At 53.1% G+C, this 26550-nt stretch carries 25 protein-coding genes; 20 read left to right on the plus strand and 5 right to left on the minus strand.

Annotation, left to right across the window (positions count from 1 at the left end):
- Both Q3A88_RS19690 and Q3A88_RS19695 read left to right on the plus strand, forming a co-directional pair.
- Positions 1-94, plus strand: a 94-nt coding sequence (locus tag Q3A88_RS19690) for an IS1 family transposase (RefSeq protein WP_317177888.1), incomplete at its 5' end; no start/stop codon positions are given.
- Between the two features lie 290 nt (positions 95-384).
- On the plus strand, positions 385-1584 hold the full coding sequence (locus tag Q3A88_RS19695) for a starvation-sensing protein RspA (protein WP_039557547.1): 1200 nt from the start codon (positions 385-387) through the stop codon (positions 1582-1584).
- A 2-nt stretch (positions 1585-1586) separates the two neighbouring features.
- On the opposite strand, the gene Q3A88_RS19700 is transcribed toward Q3A88_RS19695, so the two are convergent.
- Together Q3A88_RS19700 and argE are read right to left on the minus strand one after the other, a co-directional pair.
- Complete coding sequence (locus tag Q3A88_RS19700) at positions 1587-2300, minus strand: GntR family transcriptional regulator (protein ID WP_110163081.1); 714 nt, start codon at positions 2298-2300, stop codon at positions 1587-1589.
- A gap of 54 nt (positions 2301-2354) precedes the next feature.
- Positions 2355-3506: an acetylornithine deacetylase gene (gene argE, locus Q3A88_RS19705; RefSeq protein WP_146207453.1), complete on the minus strand. Its 1152-nt coding sequence runs from the start codon at positions 3504-3506 to the stop codon at positions 2355-2357.
- Between the two features lie 202 nt (positions 3507-3708).
- Here argE and argC point away from each other — a divergent pair, with 202 nt between their 5' ends.
- From argC to hemB, 12 genes are all read left to right on the plus strand, one after another.
- Positions 3709-4713 carry an N-acetyl-gamma-glutamyl-phosphate reductase gene (gene argC / locus Q3A88_RS19710; protein WP_110163079.1) on the plus strand — a complete coding sequence of 335 codons (1005 nt, stop codon included), beginning with the start codon at positions 3709-3711 and terminating at the stop codon, positions 4711-4713.
- Positions 4714-4750: 37 nt separating this feature from the next.
- Positions 4751-5524: an acetylglutamate kinase gene (argB, locus tag Q3A88_RS19715; RefSeq protein ID WP_010283794.1), complete on the plus strand. Its 774-nt coding sequence runs from the start codon at positions 4751-4753 to the stop codon at positions 5522-5524.
- 61 nt (positions 5525-5585) lie between these two features.
- The gene (gene argH / locus Q3A88_RS19720) at positions 5586-6959 is read left to right on the plus strand and encodes an argininosuccinate lyase (protein WP_039278778.1); all 1374 of its coding nucleotides are present in this window, start codon (positions 5586-5588) and stop codon (positions 6957-6959) included.
- A 218-nt stretch (positions 6960-7177) separates the two neighbouring features.
- The gene (rmuC, locus tag Q3A88_RS19725; RefSeq protein WP_110163078.1) at positions 7178-8740 is read left to right on the plus strand and encodes a DNA recombination protein RmuC; all 1563 of its coding nucleotides are present in this window, start codon (positions 7178-7180) and stop codon (positions 8738-8740) included.
- Positions 8741-8871: 131 nt separating this feature from the next.
- Positions 8872-9627 (plus strand): bifunctional demethylmenaquinone methyltransferase/2-methoxy-6-polyprenyl-1,4-benzoquinol methylase UbiE, encoded by a 756-nt coding sequence (gene ubiE, locus Q3A88_RS19730; RefSeq protein ID WP_010283801.1) that lies wholly within the window; start codon positions 8872-8874, stop codon positions 9625-9627.
- 12 nt (positions 9628-9639) lie between these two features.
- A complete protein-coding gene (locus Q3A88_RS19735; protein WP_110163077.1) occupies positions 9640-10263 on the plus strand; it encodes an SCP2 domain-containing protein in 624 nt (207 codons plus the stop codon).
- Positions 10260-11900 (plus strand): ubiquinone biosynthesis regulatory protein kinase UbiB, encoded by a 1641-nt coding sequence (gene ubiB / locus Q3A88_RS19740; protein ID WP_110163076.1) that lies wholly within the window; start codon positions 10260-10262, stop codon positions 11898-11900. The genes Q3A88_RS19735 and ubiB overlap by 4 nt, the downstream gene beginning before the upstream one ends.
- A gap of 82 nt (positions 11901-11982) precedes the next feature.
- Positions 11983-12243, plus strand: a complete 261-nt coding sequence (gene tatA / locus Q3A88_RS19745; protein WP_039498458.1) for a twin-arginine translocase TatA/TatE family subunit — start codon at positions 11983-11985, stop codon at positions 12241-12243.
- Positions 12244-12246: 3 nt separating this feature from the next.
- Positions 12247-12840, plus strand: coding sequence for a Sec-independent protein translocase protein TatB (tatB, locus tag Q3A88_RS19750; RefSeq protein ID WP_110163075.1), 594 nt, complete (start codon positions 12247-12249; stop codon positions 12838-12840).
- Between the two features lie 3 nt (positions 12841-12843).
- Positions 12844-13596: a Sec-independent protein translocase subunit TatC gene (gene tatC, locus Q3A88_RS19755; RefSeq protein WP_039498460.1), complete on the plus strand. Its 753-nt coding sequence runs from the start codon at positions 12844-12846 to the stop codon at positions 13594-13596.
- A 106-nt stretch (positions 13597-13702) separates the two neighbouring features.
- Positions 13703-14485: a 3'-5' ssDNA/RNA exonuclease TatD gene (gene tatD, locus Q3A88_RS19760; RefSeq protein WP_317178495.1), complete on the plus strand. Its 783-nt coding sequence runs from the start codon at positions 13703-13705 to the stop codon at positions 14483-14485.
- A 17-nt stretch (positions 14486-14502) separates the two neighbouring features.
- Positions 14503-15525, plus strand: coding sequence for a porphobilinogen synthase (hemB, locus tag Q3A88_RS19765; RefSeq protein ID WP_010283816.1), 1023 nt, complete (start codon positions 14503-14505; stop codon positions 15523-15525).
- Positions 15526-15638: 113 nt separating this feature from the next.
- Here hemB and rfaH read toward each other — a convergent pair whose 3' ends face one another.
- Positions 15639-16127, minus strand: coding sequence for a transcription/translation regulatory transformer protein RfaH (gene rfaH / locus Q3A88_RS19770; RefSeq protein ID WP_010283819.1), 489 nt, complete (start codon positions 16125-16127; stop codon positions 15639-15641).
- A 200-nt stretch (positions 16128-16327) separates the two neighbouring features.
- On the opposite strand from rfaH, the gene ubiD reads away from it, so the two are divergent.
- Positions 16328-17824, plus strand: coding sequence for a 4-hydroxy-3-polyprenylbenzoate decarboxylase (ubiD, locus tag Q3A88_RS19775; protein WP_039501920.1), 1497 nt, complete (start codon positions 16328-16330; stop codon positions 17822-17824).
- Positions 17825-17877: 53 nt separating this feature from the next.
- A complete protein-coding gene (gene fre / locus Q3A88_RS19780) occupies positions 17878-18579 on the plus strand; it encodes an NAD(P)H-flavin reductase (protein ID WP_010283824.1) in 702 nt (233 codons plus the stop codon).
- A gap of 97 nt (positions 18580-18676) precedes the next feature.
- On the opposite strand, the gene fadA is transcribed toward fre, so the two are convergent.
- Positions 18677-19840, minus strand: coding sequence for an acetyl-CoA C-acyltransferase FadA (gene fadA, locus Q3A88_RS19785; protein ID WP_040035857.1), 1164 nt, complete (start codon positions 19838-19840; stop codon positions 18677-18679).
- Positions 19841-19851: 11 nt separating this feature from the next.
- Positions 19852-22041 carry a fatty acid oxidation complex subunit alpha FadB gene (gene fadB, locus Q3A88_RS19790; RefSeq protein WP_317178496.1) on the minus strand — a complete coding sequence of 730 codons (2190 nt, stop codon included), beginning with the start codon at positions 22039-22041 and terminating at the stop codon, positions 19852-19854.
- 185 nt (positions 22042-22226) lie between these two features.
- Between fadB and pepQ the strand changes: the two genes are divergently transcribed.
- The 4 genes from pepQ to hemG are packed head-to-tail and all read left to right on the plus strand — an operon-like array spanning position 22227 to position 26224.
- Positions 22227-23558 carry a Xaa-Pro dipeptidase gene (pepQ, locus tag Q3A88_RS19795; RefSeq protein ID WP_317178497.1) on the plus strand — a complete coding sequence of 444 codons (1332 nt, stop codon included), beginning with the start codon at positions 22227-22229 and terminating at the stop codon, positions 23556-23558.
- On the plus strand, positions 23558-24169 hold the full coding sequence (locus tag Q3A88_RS19800) for an IMPACT family protein (protein WP_317178498.1): 612 nt from the start codon (positions 23558-23560) through the stop codon (positions 24167-24169). Before pepQ ends, Q3A88_RS19800 begins: the two co-directional genes overlap by 1 nt.
- 42 nt (positions 24170-24211) lie before the next feature.
- Complete coding sequence (trkH, locus tag Q3A88_RS19805; RefSeq protein WP_010298674.1) at positions 24212-25663, plus strand: Trk system potassium transporter TrkH; 1452 nt, start codon at positions 24212-24214, stop codon at positions 25661-25663.
- Between the two features lie 21 nt (positions 25664-25684).
- Positions 25685-26224 (plus strand): menaquinone-dependent protoporphyrinogen IX dehydrogenase, encoded by a 540-nt coding sequence (gene hemG, locus Q3A88_RS19810; RefSeq protein WP_039285229.1) that lies wholly within the window; start codon positions 25685-25687, stop codon positions 26222-26224.
- Positions 26225-26550 lie beyond the last annotated feature (326 nt).

Here is a 26550-nt window from a genome sequence, read left to right on the forward strand (position 1 = left end):
ACTGAATCGTAAAACTATCGGGTACTCAAAATCAGTGGAAATGCATGACAAGATAATCGGCACATTCATCGAACGTGAACATTATCTGCAATGACCTGATCTACATATTGAATACGTGACCAAAAACTTAAAGAAGAAAAAACAAACCAATAAAACATGAAGTTCGTCACATGGTTAGTTTGTAAGGGGGTGTTTGTTGCCATTATTCGATAATTGGTCTGGTTTTTTAATCAATTAGATGGATTTTTCAAACCAAAATAAATCTTTTAAAGAAGAGGTTTACAATAAAAGAAAAAATAAGTAGAAAACAAAAAAAGAAACTAATTTTAGACTGTGTTTTTGCCGGGCAGCGCTATTCCGGTAAATGCACTGGAGGATATTTTTGTGTTGCCGACAATCATTACTGACATTGAATGTCTTGTTACCCGTCCCGACCGTCATAATTTAGTGACGGTGGTGGTTCACACGGATAAAGGCGTGACGGGTTATGGCTGTGCGACCTTCCAGCAGCGCCCGCTGGCCGTCAAAGCGATGGTGGACGAGTATCTCAAACCGCTGCTGCTAGGACGAGATGCTAACCACATTGAAGACCTGTGGCACATGATGATGGTCAACGCCTATTGGCGTAACGGGCCGGTTATCAACAATGCGGTGGCGGGCGTCGATATGGCGCTGTGGGATATCAAGGGCAAGCTGGCGGATATGCCGCTCTATCACCTGTTTGGTGGGAAATCCCGCGATGCCATTGCCGCTTACAGCCATGCAGCCAGCGATACGCTGGATGGGCTTTATCAGGAAGTGGATCGGCTGTATGCGCAGGGCTATCGCCATATTCGCTGTCAGCTAGGATTCTATGGCGGTAATCCCGATGCGCTGCACAGCACGCGGCAACCGACGGAGGGAGCCTATTACGATCAGGATCAGTACATGGCCAACACGCTCGCCATGTTCCGTGCGCTGCGTGAGAAATACGGCGATCGTTTCCACATCCTGCATGATGTTCATGAGCGTTTGTTCCCGAATCAGGCCGTGCAGTTCGCCAAAGCGGTAGAAGCCTATCGCCCCTATTTTATCGAAGACATTTTGCCGCCTGCGCAAAATGAGTGGCTGGCGCAGATCCGCAGCCAGAGCGCGGTACCGCTGGCGACTGGGGAGCTATTTAATAACCCCGCCGAGTGGCAGAATCTGGTGATTAACCGTCAGGTTGATTTCATTCGCTGCCATGTCTCACAGATTGGCGGGATCACTCCAGCGCTGAAGTTGGGCGCATTCTGTCAGAACTTTGGCGTTCGTCTGGCGTGGCACTGCCCGCCGGATATGACGCCTATCGGCGCGGCGGTCAACATTCATCTGAATATCCATTTGCACAACGCCGCTATTCAGGAATTTGTCGCTTACCCGGAAAATACCCGCAAGGTCTTCCCGCAGGCGGTGGAACCGGAAAATGGCTACCTGTATCCGATTGAACGCCCCGGTATCGGCGTTGGGATCGATCTGGACGCGGCGCGGCAGTTCCCCGTCGTCTATCGTCCGCACGAGTGGACGCAAAGCCGCCTGCCAGATGGCACGATGCATACGCCTTGAGTCTACGGCGACTGGCGGAAGGTCAGGTTATCGCGGTTGAAGGGGATAACGTAGGTACAGGCGTAGTTAATGTCGATGATATCGCTCGATTCGTACACGCGACCGCCCTGTAAAATACCGCGATTAAGAATATGCATCGCCGCCGTGCCTTTCTTGCAGCCCAGCAGCTCAGCCTGTGCTTTGGTGACATTAACCGCCTGATAATGCGTCAGGTAGTGTGAAATCGCGTAGCCCTTGCTGAGCACATACTGCTGAATCGAGCTTTCAATAATCTTCTGGCTCATGTCTGGGAAATCCGCGGCGGGCATCTTCGATATCTCGATCTGCACCTTACGGTTATCGACGTAGCGTAACCGGCTGAATTCCCAGATGAACGTATTTTCGCTGATAGCAAAAACCTGCTGCTCTTCCCGCGTCGGCAGCCGCTTATGCAGGCTAAGCAGACGGAATGAAATCTGATTAAATTTCTTTTCGGTAATCGAGTTATACACCAGCGGATTGCTGCGTACGCCCTGATTAATGAAGTTACCCGAGCCTTGCACCATATGGATCGCGCCGATACTGGCGAGCTTTTCCAGTGCCTGACGGATGGTAAAACGCGACACGCCGTATTCTTCCGCCAGTTGGCGTTCCGGCGGCAGCTTTTCCGGTAGCGGATCGGTGTGCTGATAGATTTTGCTCAGTAAATCCTGCGTGATGAAGTCTTTCTTTTTCATGAGCTGTCTCAAAGTAGCCCTGCCAGCGTAGCTGACAAGGCCGCTTGCATCGGATCAGTGGTGACAGAAGTGATGAATCACCTGCGAGATCAGATCACGCGTTGGTTTGATAAACTTGGTATCAATATATTCATCCGGCTGGTGCGCCTGCTCGATCGATCCCGGTCCCAGAACCAGCGTCGGGCACAGTGTCTGAATAAACGGGGCTTCGGTGCAGTAGTTCACGATTTCCGTTTTCGTCCCCAGCAGCTTCTCTACGACTGACACCAGACGGTGATCGGGTGGGCACTCATAGCCAGGAATCGGAGGGTGCAGCTCGCTGATGGTCAACCGGCCCGGCCAGCGCTGGCTGACGGGCTCAAGCGCTTCTGACAGCAGTCCGTCCAAATCGTTAAGCGTAATGCCCGGCAGCGGGCGGATATCCATATGCAGTTCACAGCAGCCGCAGATGCGGTTAGCGGCATCGCCGCCGTGAATGTGGCCGAGGTTCATGGTCGGGTGAGGAATGTGGAAAATCGGGTTGTGATAGCGCTCTTGTAGTGTGTTACGCAATACCAGCAGATGAGAAATAGCTTCGTGCATCAGTTCAATCGCGTTCACGCCGCGCGAAGGATCGCTGGAGTGACCGGACTGCCCCTGAATGCGGATCGCGTTGGACATATGGCCCTTGTGAGCGCGCACTGGTTGCAGCGACGTCGGTTCGCCGATGATGGCGCAGTCCGGGCGAATCTGCGTGGATTCGGAGAAATACTTGGCACCGGCCATTGTCGTCTCTTCATCTGCCGTTGCCAGCACATAGAGCGGTTTCGTCAGCTTAGCCGGATCTATGTCGCGTAACGCATCCAGAATAAAGGCAAAGAAGCCTTTCATATCCGCTGTACCCAAGCCGTACAGCTTGTTGTCATGTTCGGTCAGCGTGAACGGGTCGCGCGTCCAGCGACCATCATCGAATGGGACGGTGTCGGTGTGGCCTGCCAACAATAAGCCACCTTTTCCTTCACCAATCCGCGCCAGCATATTAAATTTATTGAGGGTGCCGGGAACCGGTTGGACTTCCACATGGAAGCCGAGATCGCCGAACCAGCCTGCCAGCAGGTTGATTAAGGTATGATTACTTTGATCGAGCGCGCTGTCGGTGGCACTGATGGACGGTGTGGCGATCAATGCCCGATATAGCTCAATAAAAGGGGGTAAATTCATCTTCACTGTTGACAGCCTCTGGTTAGGATAGTATCAATATTCATGCATTTATTTTGAATAAAAATACAATAATGCTCAGCGAAAGGAAACCCAAAGGTACGGCGATGGCGATTCGTCACTTTCACTGAGTTTCGCGGGTGAACAGCGTACCGACGCTGGTGAGCCCTGTTACCTGTTTCATAGATAAGTAAGAAGGTATACGGATCCCATGCTGAATACGCTGATTGTTGGTGCAAGTGGTTATACCGGCGCTGAGCTTGCGCTCTACCTGAACCGTCACCCACAGATGAACATAACCGCTTTGATGGTTTCTGCGCAAAGTGTCGATGCAGGAAAATTGATTTCTGATTTACATCCGCAGCTCAAAGGCATCATTGATGTACCGGTAAAACCGCTGACCGATGCGGAAGAAGCGGCGAAAGGTGTGGATGTCGTTTTTTTGGCGACCGACCATAAAGTCAGCCACGATCTGGCCCCGGTTTTTCTGGCGGCAGGTTGCACCGTTTTTGATTTATCCGGCGCGTTCCGCGTACAGGATGCCGATTTTTATCGTCGCTACTACGGTTTTGAGCATCAGCACCCTGACTGGCTGGCAAAAGCGGTTTACGGGCTGGCCGAATGGCGTGCTGAAAGCGTAAAACACGCGCAGCTGATTGCGGTGCCGGGCTGTTATCCCACGGCCGCACAGCTGGCGCTGAAGCCGCTGCTGGACGCGCAATTGCTGAACCCGGCGCAATGGCCGGTGATTAATGCCGTGAGCGGCGTGAGCGGGGCAGGGCGTAAAGCGTCTATGACCAACAGCTTCTGCGAAGTCAGCTTTCAACCGTACGGTATTTTCAACCATCGCCATGAACCTGAAATTTCAACGCACCTCGGCACGCCAGTGATCTTCACGCCGCATTTGGGCAACTTCGCTCGCGGTATTCTGGAAACCATCACCTGCCGCCTGCAACCGAGCGTCACCCAGCAGGATGTTGCCGAAGCCTATCACAACGCCTATCACGATAAGCCGTTGGTTCGCCTGTATGACAAGGGCGTTCCGGCGCTGAAATCCGTTGTCGGCCTGCCGTTCTGCGATATCGGTTTCTCCGTTGACGGTGAACACCTCATCGTGGTGGCAACCGAAGATAACCTGCTGAAAGGCGCGGCGGCACAGGCTGTGCAATGCATGAACATTCGTTTTGGTTTCCCTGAAACCCAATCGTTAATTTAATGACTACTGGTCCCGACATTTCGAGGCGTGAAGCATAATGAATCCGTTAATTATCAAATTAGGTGGCGTTTTACTGGATAGCGAAGAAGCGCTGGAGCGTCTGTTCACCGCACTGGTGGCTTACCGTCAGGAACATCAGCGTCCGCTGGTGATTGTGCACGGCGGCGGCTGTCTGGTGGATGACCTGATGAAAAAGCTGGCGCTGCCAGTCGTGAAGAAAAACGGCCTGCGCGTCACGCCTGCCGATCAGATCGACATTATCACCGGTGCGCTGGCGGGATCCGCCAACAAGACGCTGCTGTCATGGGCGAAGAAGCATGATATCAACGCAGTTGGCCTGTGCCTGGGCGATGGCGGCAGCACGACGGTCACGCAGCTCGATGAGTCTTTGGGCTTTGTGGGTAAAGCGGAAGCGGGCTCGCCTGCGCTGCTGAACACGCTGTTGTCTGCGGGTTACCTGCCTGTCGTTAGCTCCATCGGTATTACGGCACAGGGCGACCTGATGAACGTCAACGCCGACCAGGCGGCGACGGCACTGGCGCAAACGCTGGGCGCGGATTTAATCCTGCTGTCTGACGTGAGCGGCATTCTGGACGGTAAAGGCCAGCGTATTGCCGAAATGACGGCAGAGAAAGCCGAGCAGCTGATTGCTCAGGGCATTATTACCGACGGCATGATTGTTAAGGTTAACGCCGCGCTGGATGCCGCGCGTGCGCTGGGGCGTCCGGTTGATATCGCCAGCTGGCGTCATGCCGAGCAGCTACCTGCGCTGTTCAACGGCGTGGCGATTGGTACACGTATTCTGGCGTAAGTCGTTTCTGGGTATGGCATGATGCGATACCAACATGAATTAAATTCTGGGAGTAATCGTTATGGCTTTGTGGGGCGGTCGGTTTAGTCAGGCAGCAGATCAGCGTTTTAAACAATTTAATGACTCACTGCGGTTTGATTACCGTCTGGCGGAACAGGACATCGTTGGCTCGATCGGCTGGTCGAAAGCGCTGGTGACGGTCAATGTGCTCAGCGAGCAGGAGCAGCAGCAACTGGAACAGGCGCTGAATGCGTTGCTGGTTGAGGTACAGGCTGACCCTGAGATGATCCTGCAAAGCGATGCAGAAGACATTCACAGCTGGGTTGAACAGCGCCTGATTGAGAAAGTCGGCGATTTAGGTAAAAAACTGCATACCGGTCGTAGCCGTAACGATCAGGTCGCGACCGACCTGAAATTGTGGTGCAAAGCGCAAATTGCAGAGCTGCTGCTGTCGGTACGCCAGCTGCGTCAGGCGCTGGTCACGACGGCGGAAGCGAATCAGGATGCGGTGATGCCGGGTTACACCCACTTGCAGCGCGCACAGCCGGTGACGTTTGCACACTGGTGTCTGGCCTACCATGAAATGCTGGCGCGTGATGAAAGCCGTCTGGAAGATACGCTGAAGCGTCTGGATGTCAGTCCGCTGGGCTGTGGCGCGCTGGCGGGAACGGCTTATCCGATTGACCGTGAGCAACTGGCGGGCTGGCTGGGATTTGCCTCAGCCACGCGTAACAGTCTGGACACGGTTTCCGATCGCGATCATGTGCTGGAACTGCTGTCTGATGCTTCGATCGGCATGATCCACCTGTCGCGTTTTGCCGAAGATCTGATCTTCTTCAACAGCGGTGAAGCGGCGTTTGTTGAGCTGTCTGACCGTGTGACATCCGGTTCTTCCCTGATGCCACAGAAGAAAAACCCGGATGCGCTGGAGCTGATTCGCGGTAAATGCGGTCGCGTACAGGGCGCGTTGACTGGCATGATGATGACGCTTAAAGGCCTGCCGTTGGCGTATAACAAAGACATGCAGGAAGACAAAGAAGGGCTGTTTGACGCGCTGGATACCTGGCACGATTGCCTGATGATGGCGGGTCTGGTGCTGGAAGGCATTCAGGTGAAGCGTCCGCGCTGTAAAGAAGCAGCCGAGCAAGGCTACGCGAACTCGACAGAGCTGGCGGATTACCTGGTCGCGAAAGGCGTTCCGTTCCGTGAAGCGCACCATATCGTGGGTGAAGCGGTGGTTGAAGCTATTCGTCAGGGCAAAGCATTGGAAGCGTTGCCGCTGGCCGATCTGCAAAAATTCAGCGCTGTGATTGGCGAGGATGTGTACCCGATTCTGGCGTTGCAATCCTGCCTGGATAAGCGTGCTGCACAAGGTGGCGTGTCGCCGCAGCAGGTCGCTAAAGCGATTAGTGATGCGAAGCAACGCTTAGCTTAACTCGCCACCTCTGCTCTGTTCCCCCAGCGTGGTGTTTCGCGTTGGGGGAATTCCACCGTTACCGATCTGATTCTTCTGCAAATTATCATCTATCCATTTTCATATGGAATGCGGCTCGCATTTTTCTGCTCAGCGTCTTCCCCGCCGGAATTGTTTCTGGACATCCATACAGTATCATTTTACCTTGACCGACAGCGTGAAAGGCCTGCGGAGGCAAAGTGGATATCAGCATATTTTATGGTCTGGGCGGCGGCGCGGTAGGGCTACTGATCGGGTGGTTGATTGCCAGCCTGATTCATCAGCAGAAGCTGTCGCAGCATGACACCGAACAGCGGTTGCTGGCACAGACGTTACAGCAGACTCAGCAGTCGCTCAGCGAACAGCAGCAGACAAAGCAGCTGCACGAACAGCGGCTACGGCAAAACGAGCTGGAGCTGCGCACGGTTCACGCTCAACTCTCTGCCAGCCATGAAAAGCTGCAACAGCTCGGTGAACTCCGCGAGGAGTGCGTGCAGCTCAATCAGGAACTGCGGACGCTGCGTGAAATCAATAGCGCACAGGAAGCGGAGCTGCGGGAAGTCACCATTCGGCTGGAAGAAACCCGTATGGCGGCGGAAGAAAAGCAGCGGCTGCTGGCAAACAGCGAACAGCGGTTGACGACGCAGTTTGAGAATCTGGCGAACCGGATTTTTGAACACAGCGGCCGCAAAGTGGATGAACAAAATAAACAGAGTCTGGATAAGCTGCTGATGCCGCTACGTGAGCAGCTTGATGGCTTTCGCCGTCAGGTTCAGGACAGCTTTGGGGCAGAAGCGCGCGAGCGTCACACGCTGGCGCATGAAATCCGCAATCTGCAACAGCTGAACGCGCAGATGGCACACGAAGCCATCAACCTGACGAAAGCGCTGAAGGGCGATAATAAAACGCAGGGGAACTGGGGCGAAGTGGTGCTAAGCCGCGTGCTGGAAGCTTCCGGCCTGCGTGAAGGCTATGAGTACCAAACACAGGTCAGTGTGCAGACAGGGGCAAATAGCCGCCTGCAACCGGATGTCATCGTGCGCTTACCGCAGGGCAAAGATGTCGTGATCGATGCCAAGATGTCGCTGGTGGCCTACGAGCGTTATTTCAATAGTGATGATGACGCAGAGCGCAGTGTGGCGTTGAACGAACATTTGCTCTCGGTTCGCAGTCATATTCGGCAGTTGAGCAGTAAAGATTACCAGCAGCTTCCGGGGCTGCGTTCGCTAGACTACGTGCTGATGTTTATTCCGGTCGAACCAGCTTTTCTGGTCGCTATCGATCGCCAGCCCGAATTGATCAACGAAGCGCTAAAGCACAATATTATGCTGGTCAGCCCGACCACGCTGCTGGTGGCATTACGCACTATCACTAATTTATGGCGCTATGAACAACAGAGCCGTAATGCACAGCAGATCGCTGAAAAAGCGTCGCGGCTGTACGATAAACTGCGGTTGTTTGTCGATGATATGGAAGCGCTGGGGCAAGGTTTGGATAAAGCGCAGGGCACTTATCGTCAGGCGATGAATAAACTTTCCTCTGGGCGTGGTAACCTTATTGGCCAGGCTGAGGGGTTCCGTGCGCTGGGTGTAGAAATTAAACGCACAATCAGCCCGTCATTAGCAGAAAAAGCAACGGCCCATGAGCACGCTGAACGCGATGAATTACCGGATTCCGTAGCGCCCGACGCTGTTTCACCAACCGTGAAAACGGAGGGCGAAGAAGGGGAATCCCCCTTAGCGACCCGTACTGATTCGTACTAAATAGGTATGAATTTCGTGGGCTTGGCACCATGCTATGCGAAATTAGTGCAGTGGGGTTTTTATACGGGTCTGGTACACTCTCACCATTAATGGGTAGACCCGAAATTTGACTGAAATAGTAGGCGGATAAGATGGCAAGTGAGCAGGAGAAAACGGCCGACTTTGGTTTTCGGACTGTCGCCAGGGATGAAAAAGAAGTCATGGTGGCTGAGGTTTTTCATTCTGTAGCAGCAAAGTATGACTTGATGAATGACCTGATGTCCTTTGGTATCCACCGTGTCTGGAAGCGTTTCACTATCGAATGTAGTGGAGTAAGACGTAACCAGCGAGTTCTGGATCTTGCCGGAGGCACAGGGGATTTAACCGCCAAATTCTCCCGCATGGTTGGCGAAGGTGGTGAGGTCATTCTGGCGGACATCAACGCATCAATGCTGAAAGTGGGCCGCGAAAAACTGCGTAACAAAGGCATTATCGACAACATCAACTACGTGCAGGCTAATGCTGAAGCGCTGCCGTTCCCTGATGACTTCTTCGACTGCATTACTATCTCCTTTGGTCTGCGCAACGTGACGGACAAAAACAAAGCGCTGCGCTCCATGTACCGCGTGCTGAAGCCGGGTGGTCGCTTGCTGGTGCTGGAGTTTTCCAAACCGATCATTAAACAGCTGAGCACCGTTTACGATGCATATTCATTTCATATCCTGCCGAGGATTGGCGAAGCCGTGGCGAGTGATGCTGGGAGCTACCGCTATCTGGCGGAATCTATCCGCATGCACCCCGATCAGGAAACGCTGAAAGGGATGATGATCGATGCCGGTTTTGACAGTGTTAACTATTTCAACCTCACCGGTGGAATCGTTGCACTGCATCGTGGGTTTAAATTCTGATTGGAAACGCCAATGCTGATAACGTCTTTTCTGACTGCTACGCTGGAAACCGCGCTGAATCAGCTGCTTTTTCACGATACGGTTTCTTGCGATCGCAGCATGAAGTCTGCCCGCCAGCGCTTACAGGGTAAAACACTTCAGATCGAGCTGGCTGAGCTGGATATGCCCTTGGTGCTGGTGTTTAACGAACAGCGGCTGGACGTGATCAACCAATGGAGCGAGCCAGCGGATTGCTGCCTGAAAACACGCGTTCCGGTTCTGATGAAATTACGCGATCGTCAACAGCTATCGTCGCTGATGCGCAGCGGCGAGCTGGTGATAGAAGGCGATATTCAAGTTGTTCAACAGTTCATCGTGCTGGTTGATCTGGCGGAGTTCGATCCGGCGGAGTGGTTGTCCCCCTATCTGGGCGATATTGTTGCTCAGGGGCTTACCCAAACGGCACAGAAAACCCTGAGTTTCCTGAGACGCTCATTCCATCAGCAGCAACATTTCTTGTCCGAGACGCTAACGGAAGAGTGGCGACTGGCTCCGGGAAAACTGGAAAACGCCTGGTTCCATGAGGAAATTGTTGCGCTGGATAAATCCGCCGATACGTTGTCCGAACGGCTGGCGAAGCTGGAGGCCTTACGATGACGCCCAGTGAATTACGCCGCCTTTACGGCATTGTGCGTGTGCTGTTGAGCTATGGTCTGGACGAACTGATTCCTAAAATGCGTTTGACGCTGCCGCTACGTGCGGGCCGTCGTCTGCTGTTCTGGTTACCCAATCGTCACTGCACTAAGCCTTTAGGGGAACGTCTGCGTTTGGCGCTTCAGGAACTGGGGCCCGTGTGGATTAAGTTCGGACAAATGATGTCCACACGCCGCGATCTGTTCCCACCGGCTATCGCCGATCAACTGGCGATGTTGCAGGATAAGGTTGAGCCATTTGATGGCAAATTGGCGCGCGAGCAAATTGAGCTGTCGATGGGCGGAATCCCCCTTGAAGAGTGGTTCGATGATTTTGACATTAAACCGCTGGCTTCTGCCTCGATTGCACAGGTGCATACCGCCTGTCTGAAAAGCACGGGAAAAGAGATCGTTATCAAGGTTATTCGCCCGGATATTTTGCCCGTCATCAAGGCGGATATGCGCCTGATGAAACGTCTGGCGGGGTGGTTGCCGCACCTGTTGCCGGATGGTCGTCGCCTGCGCCCGCGCGAAGTGGTGCTGGAATATGAAAAAACGCTGCTTGATGAGCTGAACTTGCTGCGAGAAGCGGCAAACGCCATCCAACTGCGGCGTAATTTTGAGAACAGCCCGATGCTGTATGTGCCGGAAGTTTATTCGGATTACTGCAGCGAAGGCATGTTGGTGATGGAGCGAATCTACGGTATTCCTGTTTCTGATGTCGACGCGCTGACAGCCAATGGCACGGATATGAAGCTGCTGGCAGAACGCGGCGTTCAGGTTTTCTTCACGCAGGTGTTCCGCGACAGTTTCTTCCACGCAGATATGCACCCCGGCAATATCTTTATCAGCTACGAGCACCCGGAAGACCCGCAATACATTGGTATTGATTGCGGCATCGTTGGTTCGTTGAATAAAGAAGATAAGCGCTATCTGGCTGAGAATTTCATTGCCTTCTTCAACCGCGATTATCGCAAAGTTGCCGAACTGCATGTGGATTCGGGCTGGGTGCCTCCAGACACCAATGTTGCCGATTTTGAGTTTGCTATTCGTACGGTCTGTGAGCCGATCTTTGAGAAGCCGTTGGCAGAGATTTCGTTCGGCCATGTATTACTGAATCTGTTTAATACGGCGCGTCGCTTCAATATGGAAGTACAGCCTCAGCTAGTGTTGCTGCAAAAAACGCTGCTGTATGTCGAAGGTGTGGGGCGGCAGCTTTATCCGCAGCTCGATCTGTGGAAAACCGCCAAGCCGTTTCTGGAAAACTGGCTGAAACAACAGGTCGGTTTGCCTGCGGTTTTCCGTGCGCTCAAAGAAAAGGCACCGTTCTGGGCTGAAAAATTGCCGGAAGTCCCTGAATTATTTTATGACGGGTTACGTCAGCATAAGATGTTAAAGCAAAGCGTCGATCAGTTGGCCTACGAGTTGAAGACGCAGCAGTCTCGTCAAGGACAGTCACGATATCTTTTGGGTATTGGCGCAACGTTGCTAATCAGTGGTACGTTATTACTGATCAGCCGTGTTGAAGCCGATATGGTTCCCTCGGGGTTGATGGCCGCAGGAATTGTTGCCTGGATTATCGGTTGGCGTCGAACTCGTTGAAGCAGATCATGATGCACGCCAGAATTACCCGATATAATAACGAGAATTCTGTCGTTCCCCTTTTTGAAAAGAGGTAAATGTTATGGGCGGTATTAGTATTTGGCAGTTGCTGATTGTTGTCGTTCTCGTCGTGCTGGTGTTCGGAACCGGAAAATTAAAAACACTGGGTTCAGATTTGGGGGCGTCGATCAAAGGCTTTAAGAAAGCGATGGGGGATGATCAAGCATCTAATCACGCAGATAAAACTCAGCAAGATGCGGATTTTTCGACTAAGTCGATCACTGATCATCCATCAGAAACCAAACAGAATGACACGAAGAGCCAGCATAAAGAGCAGGTGTAATCTGTGTTCGATATCGGTTTTGGTGAATTGCTGTTGGTGATGGTTCTTGGCCTGATTGTCCTTGGGCCGGAGCGCTTGCCTGTGGCAGTCAGAACGGTTGCAAGCTGGATCAGGACGCTGCGTTCGCTGGCGTCTACGGTTCAGAATGAACTGTCGCAGGAGCTGAAACTCCAGGAGTTTCAGGAAAGCCTGAAGAAAGTCGAAAAAGCCAGTTTGCAGAATTTGTCGCCTGAGTTGAAAGCCTCAATGGATGAACTCAAAGAAGCGGCAGAAGCGATGAAACGTGGCTACACCGAGACAGTGTCGCCGCAAAAGCCAGATGACCACCAAACGTCAGAAGGTCATCGCGCGACGGCGGAACCGCAGCACAGCACCCCGCTGAGCGATCCCGAAGCGGCCTACGATGGGGTGATTGAAGCGGAAACCGCAGTACGTCAGGCAGTTAGTCAGCCTAAACCTGAAAGCGCTACTGTGGCTGAACATCACCATGATGGTCACAACGCCGCGAGTGATGACGCTGTCAGCAGCGATAATGTCAAACCTGAGCAGTCCCAGTCTTCTGCTGTTTCTGCCCGCCAACCGAGCGATAGTCGTTAGTTTATGGCCGATGAAGAGACTCAACCGCTAATTAGCCACCTGATTGAGCTACGTAAGCGGCTACTGAACAGCATTATCTGTGTGCTGGCGGTATTTATTTCGCTGGTGTACTTTGCCAACGACATCTATCAACTGGTTTCCGCCCCGCTCATTGAGCAATTGCCTGCGGGTGCCAGTATGATCGCGACCGATGTCGCCTCACCTTTCTTTACGCCGATAAAGCTGACGATGATTGTCTCAGTGTTTGTCGCTGCGCCGCTGGTGCTGTATCAGGTGTGGGCATTTGTGGCTCCAGCCCTGTATAAACACGAGCGTCGCTTAATGATGCCGTTGCTGGTCTCCAGCAGTCTGCTGTTTTATATGGGCATGGCGTTCGCGTACTTCGTGGTGTTCCCGCTGGCGTTTGGCTTTTTTGCGAAAACCGCGCCTATTGGCGTGCTGATTGCGACGGACATCAATAATTACCTCGATTTTGTTATGGCGCTGTTCATGGCGTTCGGGATATCGTTTGAGGTGCCGGTTGCCATTGTGCTGCTCTGCTGGAGTGGCGTGGTGACGCCAGAAGATCTGAAAAAAAAGCGCCCTTATATTCTGGTCGGCGCGTTCGTTGTCGGTATGTTGTTAACGCCGCCGGATGTTTTCTCGCAGACGCTGCTGGCTATACCCATGTATCTGCTGTTTGAAATCGGCGTCTTCTTCTCGCGGTTTTATGTTGGCAAAGGCCGACGCGCTGAAACCGAAGAGCCATCGCAGTAACGAACGGTTTCCTGCGGTAGGACGGTAAAATGACCTCTCTTTGAGAGGTCTTATTTTTTTATTCGCTAGCGTAAAATCGGCGAACGGTCACGGGCAGGTGAGAGTCATGTTTGATATCGGTGTCAATCTAACCAGTTCTCAGTTTGAAAAAGACAGGGAGCAGGTCGTCATCCGGGCAAAGGAAGCGGGTGTCAGCGGCATCTTGATCACCGGAACAAACGCGCAGGAAAGCCATCAGGCCATGTTACTGGCGCAAGCCTACCCCGATTACTGTTGGTCAACGGCAGGCGTTCATCCGCATGATGCCAGCCAATGGAATGACGCCATCGCTGAGCAGCTTCATCAGATGGCAAGCTCCGCCTGCGTGGTTGCTATTGGTGAATGTGGGTTGGATTTCAACCGTAATTTTTCGACGCCAGAAGAGCAGGAACGAGCGTTCAGTGCGCAGCTCGCGATAGCGGCTGAACGGTCCATGCCGGTTTTCCTTCACTGTCGTGATGCCCATTCCCGCTTTATCTCTCTGCTGACGCCGTGGTTGAGTCAGTTACCTGCCGCCGTCGTTCACTGCTTTACCGGCAATCGTCATGAATTGGATGAGTGTCTGGCTGCGGGGCTGATGGTCGGCATTACCGGCTGGGTTTGCGATGAGCGTCGCGGGCTTGAGCTGCGCGCCTTACTGCCGCATATTCCTGCCGATCGGCTGTTGGTGGAAACCGACGCACCTTATCTGTTACCCCGGGATTTACGCCCTAAACCGGCCTCCCGCCGTAACGAACCCTGTTATCTGCCTCATATTATTCGCCAGATTGCGGAGTGGCGTGGAGAAGATGCCACATGGTTGGGACAGACAACAGATGAAAATGCCCGCCGGGTTTTCCGGCTGGCCTGATTCAGGAGAATAATGACATGAGCACTGCTTTTCCCGGCACTTTCCCCGGCCGACGTATGCGTCGCATTCGCCGCCATGATTTCAGCCGCCGCCTTGTTGCTGAGAATCAGCTGACGGTGAATGATTTGATTTATCCCGTTTTCGTGATGGAAGGGACAAATCATCGCCAGGAAGTTCCCTCAATGCCGGGGGTATACCGGATGACTATCGACGTGCTTCTGAAAGAGGCCGAAGAGATCGCTAAGCTCGGCGTTCCGGTGCTGTCGCTGTTCCCCGTTATTGAAGCGGATAAGAAGTCGTTATATGCCGAAGAAGCCTATAACCCGGATGGTCTGGTTCCTCGCACAATCCGCGCGTTGAAAGACGCCGTCCCAGAACTGGGTTTACTGACGGATGTGGCGCTCGATCCCTATACCACGCACGGGCAGGACGGGATTATCGATGCGGATGGCTACGTGATTAACGACGTCACCAAGGAGATTTTGGTGCGTCAGGCGTTATCCCACGCGGAAGCTGGAGCCGAAATTATTGCGCCTAGCGACATGATGGACGGTCGCATCGGTGCTATCCGCGACACTCTCGAAGCGCAAAACCTGATCAATACCCAGATCATGGCGTACTCGGCTAAGTATGCGTCGTGCTATTACGGGCCTTTCCGTGACGCCGTGGGCTCAGCTGGCAATCTGAAAGGCGGCAACAAGAAAACCTACCAGATGGACCCGGCTAACAGCGATGAAGCCTTGCAAGAAATTGCGCAGGATTTGCAGGAAGGTGCGGATATGGTGATGGTCAAACCGGGGATGCCTTATTTGGACGTGGTGCGTCGTGTCAAAGATACCTTCGGCGTGCCGACGTTTGCTTATCAGGTATCTGGTGAGTACGCGATGCACATGGCGGCGATTCAGAATGGCTGGTTGCAAGAACAACCGGTAGTGATGGAGTCTCTGCTGTGCTTTAAACGCGCGGGTGCAGATGGTGTGCTGACCTATTTTGCCAAACGTGTCGCACAGTGGCTGCACGATCAGCATATGCAGCGCTAAGCCTGTTCCCATCCGGCGCGGCATAAGCGCGCCGGGTAGGGCAAACGGACAAGGAACGTCGAGCTAAGATTTTCGAAGGGCTATGTTTTAAAAGGACTATTGTTTTAAAAGGACTAAGCTTTGCGAAACTCGCGGTTATCGATGCTCTGTCTGACCTGTTTATTCAACATATTCAGCAACAGCATCGAGCGGGCTTCGCCGTCAGGCTCGGTGTAGATAGCCTGAAGACCAGAGAAAATACCGTCGGTAATGACCACGCTATCGCCAGGCTGTGGCGTCAGTGGGTCAATGATTCCCTGAACAGGGCGAAGGGACAATTCATCGATAACCTGCTGCGGAATGGTCGCGGGCAGTGCACCGAATCGCACAAAGTTGCTCACCCCGCGCGTCGCGCTGATGGTGGTGGTGTGGATGCGTTCGGGGTCGAACTCCACAAACAGGTAGTTCGGGAACAGCGGTTCACACACTTCCGTTCGTTTACCACGAACGATCTTATCCAGCGTGATCATCGGGCTCACGCAGGTGACATCCTGACGTTCCAGATGCTCTTTCGCTCGCAGCAGTTGACCACGTTTACAATACAGTAAGTACCAGGCTTCCATAATTTCGCAGACTTATGATTCCGACGAGCAAGCATAACAAAAGCGAGCACGGATAAAAAATTTTCGGCAGATATTTTTGTTACCACATTTTGGCGATCGGATTCTTGATAGTGAGCAGATTCTTACCATAAATAGGCGCTTCGGGAAGCGACAGGTTGGCGAAGAGACTTTATAATAGCCAGAACGATAGACTGCCCCCGATGAATAGCATGAAATACCGTGACTTACGCGAATTCCTCTCACTGCTGGAAGAGAGAGGGGAGTTGAAACGCATTACCCAGCCCATCGATCCCTACCTTGAAATGACGGAAATTGCCGACCGAACGCTGCGTGCGGAAGGCCCTGCGCTCCTGTTTGAGAACCCCAAAGGCTATGACATGCCGGTGCTGTGCAATTTATTTGGCACGCCGAAACGCGTTGCGTTGGGAATGGGGCAGGAAGACGTCAGCGCATTGCGTGAGGTGGGCAAGCTGCTGGCGTTTCTGAAAGAGCCGGAGCCGCCCAAAGGGTTCCGCGATCTGGTGGATAAAATGCCGAAGTTCCGTCAGGTACTGAATATGCCGACGAAGCGCCTTTCTTCTGCGCCGTGTCAGGAACAGATTTGGCAGGGGGATGACGTTGACCTGCGCCGGATTCCGGTGATGCAGTGCTGGCCGGAAGATGCTGCACCGCTGATTACCTGGGGGCTCACCGTAACGCGCGGGCCGCATAAAGAACGGCAGAATCTGGGGATCTATCGCCAGCAGGTGCTGGGTAAAAACAAACTGATCATGCGCTGGCTATCTCATCGCGGCGGTGCGCTGGATTTTCAGGAGTGGTGTCAGGAAAATCCCGGGCAGCGTTTTCCCGTGTCTGTCGCATTGGGCGCTGACCCCGCGACGATCCTCGGTGCGGTGACGCCTGTCCCTGATACGCTATCGGAATATGCTTTTGCGGGTTTGTTGCGCGGGCATAAGACCGAAGTGGTGAAGTGTCTGTCGAACGATTTGGAAGTCCCCGCCAGTGCGGAAATTGTTCTGGAAGGCTATATTGAACCGGGAGAAATGGCAGCGGAAGGGCCTTATGGCGACCATACCGGCTATTACAATGAAGTCGATCACTTCCCGGTCTTTACCGTCACGCATATTACTCAGCGCCAGAATGCCATTTATCACTCGACTTACACCGGCCGGCCACCGGACGAACCTGCTGTTTTGGGCGTGGCGTTGAACGAAGTTTTCGTGCCGATCCTGCAAAAGCAGTTTCCTGAGATTGTTGATTTTTATTTGCCACCGGAGGGTTGCTCTTACCGTCTGGCGGTCGTTACCATGAAGAAACAGTACCCTGGCCATGCTAAACGCGTCATGATGGGCGTTTGGTCTTTTTTACGCCAGTTCATGTATACGAAATTTGTCATTGTCTGCGATGATGACGTTAATGCACGTGACTGGAACGACGTCATATGGGCGATCACGACGCGTATGGATCCGGCGCGCGATACGGTATTAGTAGAAAATACGCCGATAGATTACCTTGATTTTGCCTCGCCGATTTCTGGCCTTGGCTCCAAAATGGGTCTGGACGCCACCAATAAATGGCCTGGCGAGACGCAGCGCGAGTGGGGACATCCCATCAAGAAAGACCCGCAGGTTTGTGCCCGCATTGATGAAATATGGGATGAACTGGCCATTTTTAGTGACAGAGAGCCTCGGCGTTAAGGGCTGCTGCTCTGTTCTCAGTTTTGCTTTTATGACCCTAATAGAGGGAATGCATGACAACATTGAGCTGTAAAGTGACTTCGGTCGAAGCCATAACCGATACGGTTTATCGTGTGCGTTTGTTACCTGAAGCGCCGTTTTCCTTTCGGGCTGGCCAGTATTTGATGGTGGTGATGGGCGATCGAGATAAACGTCCTTTTTCACTGGCATCGACCCCGATGGATAAAAACTTTATTGAGTTGCACATTGGGGCGTCCGAACTGAATCTTTACGCGATGGCCGTGATGGAACGCATTCATAAGGAAAAATCCCTGACGGTCGATATCCCGCACGGTGAAGCCTGGCTGCGGGAAGAGAGCACGCGCCCCTTGGTGTTGATTGCGGGCGGAACCGGATTTTCGTATGTGCGTTCTATTCTGCTGACCGCGCTGGCGCAGCAACCCGAGCGTGATATCGCTATTTACTGGGGTGGTCGTGAGTCCCAGCATCTGTATGACTTAACCGAGCTTGAAGGCTTTGCGGCCAAGCACCCGAATCTGCGCGTAGTGCCGGTCGTTGAGCAGCCGGAAGCTGGATGGGATGGCAGAACGGGGACCGTCCTGAGTGCGGTATTACAGGATTACGGCTCACTGGCAGAGCAGGATATCTATATTGCTGGTCGTTTTGAAATGGCGAAAATTGCACGTGAGCGTTTTTGTAATGAGCGCGGTGCGCTGACAGCGCATATGTTCAGCGATGCGTTTTCGTTTATTTAAAGCAGTCGATAGCAGAAAGACATAAGCAGCAAAATAAAAATCCCACGGCTGTGGGATTTTTGGTTTCTAGTCGTGCTCTGGCAGAGCTTTTCTGTGTTTAGACGCGCTCAAATACCGTCGCAATACCTTGTCCCAGCCCGATGCACATCGTCGCCACGCCAAACTGAACGTCGCGGCCTTCCATCAGATTAATCAACGTGGTGGAGATGCGTGCGCCTGAGCAGCCGAGCGGGTGACCCAGCGCAATCGCGCCGCCGTTGAGATTGACCTTTTCATCCAACTGTTCCAGCAGCCCCAGATCTTTAATACAGGGTAGCGTCTGGGCGGCGAAGGCTTCATTCAGTTCAAAGATGCCGATATCGGCCAGACTGAGCCCTGCTCGTTTCAACGCCAGTTTGGTCGCGGGGACGGGGCCGTAACCCATAATCGAAGGATCGCAGCCAACCACGGCCATTGCCCGAATGCGAGCCCGTACGGGTAAACCTAACGATGCCGCGCGGGATTCGCTCATGATCAACATGGCTGCCGCACCATCGGATAACGCCGAGGATGATGCGGCTGTCACCGTACCGTTAACCGGATCGAACGCGGGTTTGAGTGCCGCAAGGCTATCGACGGTGGTGTCTGGGCGAATGACCTCATCATAATCGAAGCGTTGCAGCACGCCGTCTGCATCATGGCCCGCCGTGGGGATAATTTCATGACGAAACGCTCCTGACTGGGTGGCGCTGTGGGCGCGCTGGTGCGAACGTGCGGCGAACTGATCCTGCATCTCACGGCTAATATTGTGCATACGCCCCAGCATCTCAGCCGTGAGCCCCATCATACCTGCGGCTTTAGCTATGGTGCGGCTCAGCCCCGGATGAAAATCGACGCCATGATTCATCGGCACATGGCCCATATGCTCAACGCCACCGATTAAGCAGACATTCGCATCGCCCACCATAATAGCGCGGGCTGCATCATGGAGCGCTTGCATGGAGGAACCGCACAGCCGGTTAACCGTGGTTGCAGGGACATTCATCGGAATTTCTGCCAGCAAAGCGGCATTGCGGGCGACGTTGAAGCCTTGCTCCAGCGTCTGTTGCACACATCCCCAATAGATATCGTCGATCTCACGGGCGTCCAGCGCCGCGTTACGGCTCAGCAGGCTACGCATCAGGTGTGCAGACAAGTCTTCGGCTCTTACCTGGCGGAAAGCGCCGCCTTTGGAGCGTCCCATCGGCGTACGTACGGCATCAACAATTACTACCTTTTCCATATTTCCTGTCCTCATGCCGGTTGACCGTAAGAAACGTCCGCGTGTGGCGCGACCGATGGGTAATAGCCTTCATTGCTTCTAGCTTTTTGCTGCAAGCCGTCTGGCACCTGATAAATGGCGCCGAGGTGCGCCAACTGCTGTGCCATCTCGACATAACGTTCGCTACCTAATGTATCCAGATAGCGGCAGGCTCCGCCGTGGAAGGGAGGGAAACCTAACCCATATACCAGCGCCATGTCCGCTTCGGCGGGGCTGGCGACGATACCTTCTTCCAGACAGCGAGCGACTTCATTAATCATTGGGATCATCATGCGCGCGATAATCTCTTCTGCGCTGAACGTTTTTTTCGGCTGGCTGATGTCCTGAAGGATCGCATCTACAGCTTCATCCTGTTCTTTACGCAGCTTCCCCTTGCTATCGGTTTGATAACGGTAGAAGCCGTGACCATTCTTTTGCCCGAAACGCTGGTGTTCAAACAGCATATCAATCGCATCGCGATAGTCTTTCGCCATGCGCTGTGGGAAGCCCTCAGCCATCACGGCCTGAGCATGGTGAGCGGTATCAATACCGACAACATCCAGCAGATAGGCCGGGCCCATCGGCCAACCGAACTTTTTCTCCATGACGTTATCAATATCGCGGAAATCAGCACCGTCTCTGAGCAATAGGCTGAATGCAGCAAAATAGGGGAACAGCACCCGATTCACGAAGAATCCAGGACAGTCGTTCACGACAATTGGCGTTTTGCCCATCTTGCTGGCGTAAGCCACCACGCTGGCGATGGTGCTGTCGCTGGTTTGAGGGCCGCGAATGATTTCGACCAGCGGCATGCGGTGTACCGGGTTGAAGAAGTGCATACCACAGAAATTTTGCGGTCGTTTTAGCGACGCAGCCAGTGAAGCAATTGGGATGGTTGAGGTATTCGAGGCCAGAATCGTATTCTCACTCACGTGCGATTCGGTTTCTGCCAACACGCTGGCTTTGATTTTCGGGTTCTCAACTACGGCCTCAACGACGATGTCGGTGCGCTCGAACCCAGCATAATCCAGCGTTGGCTGAATACTGGCCAGAACCGTCGCCATTTTCATTCCGTCCAGCTTGCCTCGTTCCATTTGTTTATTCAGGAGCTTAGCGGCTTCATTCATCCCCAACGCGAGCGGCTTCTCGTTGATATCTTTCATCCGAATCGGCACGCCTTTGAACGCAGATTGATAGGCAATGCCGCCGCCCATAATGCCTGCCCCTAGCACGGCGGCCTGCTTCGGTACGGATGTCTCGCCAACCAGCTTCTTCGCTTTGCCTTTAACATATTGATCGTTGAGGAAAATGCCGACGAGTGCGCGGGCTTCATTGGAACGCGCCAGTTGAACGAAGTGCTGCGTCTCAAGCTGCAATGCGTCGTCTCGCGTCATGGTTGCGGCAGCTTCGATGGTTTTTACCGCCAGCATCGGTGCCGGATAGTGCTTGCCCGCAGTTTGTAGCACCATCGCTTTGGCGGTGGTAAAGCTCATCATGGCTTCGATCTTATTGAGCTTTAGCGGTTCAAGTTTCGGACGTCGGTAAGCCTGCCAGTCCAGTGAGCCATTAGTCGCCTGTTTCAACATCTTGATGGCGGCGGGAACCAGCTTGTCATTGGCGACAACGGCTTGCACCAGCCCCACTTTTAAAGCATCGGCTGCGCCGATGTCTTTGCCTGCGGCGATAATCTCCAGCGCGCTGTCCGCGCCCAGCAGGCGTGGTAGCCTGACCGTGCCGCCAAAGCCCGGCATGATCCCCAGTTTGGTTTCGGGCAGCCCGATTCGCGCATCCGTTGTTGCCAACCGAAAATCGGTCGCCAGCACACATTCACACCCGCCGCCCAACGCATAGCTATTAATCGCGGACAGCGTGGGAACGGGCAAATCCTCAAGGCGGCTGAAAATGTTGTTGGCGAAGACAAGCCATTCATGCAGCTTTTCGGCCGGTGCGGCAAAAAGGGAAAGGAATTCCGTGATATCGGCACCGACAATAAATGCTGGTTTATCAGAACGTAGCAGTAAGCCCTTCAGATTCGGCTGTTCCGCCAGAACATCCAACGCCTTACCCAGGCTGGCAACCGTGCGGGTATCTAGCTTGTTTACGGAGCCAGGGGCAGAAAATACCAGCTCGGCAATGCCGTCCTCAAGCCAGTTAAGGTAGAGGGATTCACCTTGATAAAGCATGTTTATCTCCACTGTTTGTGTGAGTGATCTGGTATGACCAGATAATCGAATTGTGGTTTTAATGTTAACGTTTTGCAAACGAGAGATTAATTTTTTGCCGAATCGATCACAAAGCACCGGACGCTGCCCTTGGGGAATGCCTGTGTTAAAATGGAGAGATCATGTCGTGACGTACAAGGATACTCATGGAAAAGCTGGCTTCTTTATATCATCACCATCTGGCTACGCTGCAAGCGCGCGCTCAGGCGGTTTTAGCGCGCCATCAGCTTGACGCATTACTGATTCACTCTGGTGAGCTGTTGACCGTTTTTCTGGACGATCACGACTATCCTTTTAAAGTTAACCCGCAATTTAAAGCTTGGGTGCCCGTCACGCAGGTACCGAACTGCTGGCTATGGGTTGACGGCGTTAACCCGCCAAAACTGTGGTTCTACTCGCCGGTGGATTACTGGCATAACGTTGCACCGGTTCCTGAGAGTTTTTGGACTGAAGACATCGATATTACCGTGCTACGGAATGCTGATGATATTGGGCAACTGCTTCCATCGCCGCGCGAACGTATTGCCTACATCGGCTATGCCCCGCAGCGTGCGCAGGATTTGGGGATTCGTGCAGACAATATTAACCCTCAGGGCGTGCTGGATTATCTGCACTACCATCGGGCTTATAAAACGGATTACGAGCTGGCCTGCATGCGTGAAGCGCAGAAGACCGCCGTTATCGGTCACCGGGCGGCGCATGAAGCGTTCCTGTCCGGGATGAGCGAATTCGATATTAACCTGGCGTATCTGACGGCCACCGGTCATCGTGATATCGATGTCCCTTACGGTAATATCATCGCGCTAAATGAACATGCCGCGGTGTTGCACTATACCCAGCTCGATCATCAGGTGCCTTCCGATGTCCGCAGCTTCCTGATCGATGCGGGTGCCGAATATAACGGGTATGCCGCCGATCTGACGCGTACCTATTCTGCGCAGAGTGATGGCGCGTTTGCCCTGCTGATTAAAGATCTCAATCAGGAAATGCTGTCATTGATTGATACCGTTCAGGCGGGAGTGCGTTATACCGATTACCATCTTCAGATGCATCAGCGGATTGCGAAGCTGCTTAAATCACATCAGCTGGTGCGGGACATCAGCGAAGAGGCCATGGTGGAGCAGGGGCTGACATCGCCTTTCCTGCCGCACGGGCTTGGCCACCCGCTGGGCTTGCAGGTGCATGATGTCGCCGGATTTATGCAAGACGATCGCGGCACACACCTGGCGGCACCGTCGCAGCATCCTTATCTGCGTTGTACTCGCGTGCTTGAACCCGGCATGGTCATGACGATTGAACCGGGCATCTATTTCATCGAATCCTTGCTTGCTCCGTGGCGTGAGGGCGAATTGAGTCAGCACTTTGACTGGCAAAAAATCGATGCGTTGAAACCGTTTGGTGGTATCCGTATCGAGGATAATATTGTCATCCATGACGGGCGTGTGGAGAACATGACGCGCGACCTGAATCTGGCCTGATGCAAGCGTATCCCATTCCTGCGGCGCCAGTGAGCTTCAGCGAGGAAATCAAGAAAAGCCGCTTTACGACGATCCTGGCGGCAACGCCGGGAATCGACGCGGCGAAAGCGTTTATCCAGCATGTAAGGGCAGAGCATGCTTCGGCGGGTCACCACTGCTGGGCATTTGTTGCGGGTGCGCCTGACGATTCCCAGCAGCTTGGTTTTTCTGACGATGGTGAGCCTTCCGGCACGGCAGGTAAGCCGATGCTGTCGCAGCTGATGGGAAGTGGTATCGGTGAGATTACGGCTGTGGTTGTACGCTACTATGGCGGAATCCCGCTGGGCACGGGTGGGTTAGTGAAGGCTTATGGCGGTGGCGTTCAGCAAGCGCTGAAGCAGCTATCTCTGCAAGAGAAAGTATTGCAAAAAGAGTATGGCTTACAATGTGACTATGCACTGTTGCCCCAGGTGGAATCCCTGATCTTCCAGCTTGGCGGAAAAATTCTGCATAGTGAGTATGGTGTGGAAGTTGTATTGCGCTTCTCTATCCCCGTCAGGGGAACCGAGGAGGCGGCAATGAAATTGCGCGATTTAAGCCGCGGCGCGTTGCATTTATTGCCGATTCCATAATAATCCCAGCGCTTTTTATGAATCATTAAGGAATTCCCTGCGATGCACTTGCGCGCCATAACTCGTATTGTCGGCCAGTTGGTTATCCTGTTTTCCGGGACAATGGTTATTCCCGGACTGGTGGCGTTAATTTACCGCGATGGCGCAGGCCGAGCGTTTACGCAGACATTTATTGTCGCGCTGGCGATTGGCATCATGCTGTGGTTACCAAACCGCAAACAGAAGCATGAACTGAAATCTCGCGAAGGGTTCCTGATCGTAGTTCTCTTCTGGACGGTGCTGGGAAGCGTCGGTGCGCTGCCTTTCCTGTTTGCTGAACATCCTAATCTGGGCGTAACGGATGCTTTTTTCGAATCGTTCTCTGGCCTGACGACAACAGGTGCCACTACGCTGGTCGGGCTGGATTCACTGCCTAAAGCCATCCTGTTTTATCGACAAATGCTGCAATGGTTTGGCGGGATGGGGATCATCGTACTTGCCGTTGCCATCCTGCCGATTCTTGGTGTTGGTGGGATGCAGCTTTATCGCGCGGAGATGCCGGGGCCGTTGAAGGAAAACAAAATGCGCCCGCGTATTGCCGATACGGCAAAAACGCTGTGGCTGATTTATCTCTTACTGACGATTGCCTGTGCTGTCGCGCTGTGGCTGGCTGGCATGCCGGTATTCGATGCGATTGGCCACAGCTTCTCTACGGTGTCTGTCGGCGGGTTCTCCACTCACGATGCCAGTATCGGTTACTTCAACAGTCCAACGATCAATACCATCATTGCGATATTCCTGCTGATTTCCGGCTGTAACTTTGGTTTGCACTTTGCTCTGCTGAGTGGCCGCAGCCTGAAGGTATACTGGCGCGATCCGGAATTCCGCATGTTCATTTTTGTTCAACTGTCGCTGGTGGCGGTGTGTACGATTGTCCTGTGGTTCCACCACGTTTATGACAGCGGGATGCAGACGATCAATCAAGCGTTCTTCCAGGTTGTCTCCATGGCGACAACGGCAGGGTTTACCACGGATAGCATTGCATCGTGGCCGCTTTTCCTGCCGGTTTTGCTTCTGTGCTCTGCATTCATTGGCGGGTGTGCGGGCTCAACCGGGGGCGGCTTGAAAGTGATTCGTATCCTGCTGCTTTTCCTACAAGGGTCGCGTGAGCTTAAACGGTTGGTGCATCCGAATGCGGTTTATACGATTAAGCTGGGCCATCGGGCGTTGCCTGAACGCATCCTTGAAGCCGTGTGGGGATTCTTTTCCGCATATGCGTTGGTTTTTATTGTCAGCATGTTGGCCGTCATTGCGACAGGTGTTGATGATTTCTCTGCGTTTGCTGCGGTCGCGGCCACATTGAATAACCTGGGGCCGGGGCTAGGCGTCGTTGCTGAGAATTTTACCTCGATGAATGATACGGCGAAATGGATTCTGATACTGACAATGCTGTTTGGTCGTTTGGAAGTCTTCACGCTTTTAGTGCTGTTTACGCCAACCTTCTGGCGGGAATAGTCCCCATAAGGATAAAGAACAATGAAAGCTTTGATCGTGTTTTCGAGTCGGGATGGGCAAACAAGAGCGATTGCCTCCTATATTGCAAATACGCTGAAAGGAACTCTGGAGTGCGATGTGGTTAACGTACTCAATGCGAATGATATCGATCTGGGCCAATACGATCAGGTCCTGATTGGGGCATCGATTCGATACGGGCGCTTTCATCCTGCGGTAAATCAATTTATCCGTAAGCATCTGACTTCTCTACAGCAGCTACCCAGCGCATTCTTCTCCGTGAACCTCACTGCGCGTAAGCCAGAAAAACGCACGGTACAGACCAATGCCTATACGCGTAAGTTCCTGCTGAATTCTCCCTGGCAGCCAGATTTGTGCTGCGTGTTCGCTGGCGCCCTACGCTACCCACGCTACCGTTGGTTTGATCGGGTAATGATTCAACTCATTATGCGTATAACTGGGGGGGAAACAGATAGCACCAAAGAGATTGAATATACAGACTGGCAGCAGGTTTCCCGTTTCGCTCAGGATTTCGCTCAATTAGCGGCGAAAAATCCGGCATAACGGCGTCTTTTAATTCGCTTTGCTGGAAAAATCCCCACTCGGTAATTTTTTTTTGCATTTAGCGCTTGTCAGCCGACGAGAAGTCCCTATAATGCGCCTCCACTGACACGGCAACAGCGACACGCGGTTGTGGTGACAGAAAAAGATTCAACGAAGGCGGTCAGTAATGACTTGACTTCACAGCGGAAAAGCATAGTATATGAAGCCCGCGCCACCGATGAAGTGGCACTGCTCTTTAACAATTTAATCAGACAATCTGTGTGGGCACTCACAAGACCGTATCTTAACGATATAAAAAAGTCTTGAAGAGTGAACAACAGTAAATT

The organism is Pectobacterium sp. HCp5_1 (assembly GCF_032905925.1).
In the GTDB taxonomy this organism is placed as follows: Bacteria; Pseudomonadota; Gammaproteobacteria; order Enterobacterales; family Enterobacteriaceae; genus Pectobacterium; species Pectobacterium brasiliense_A.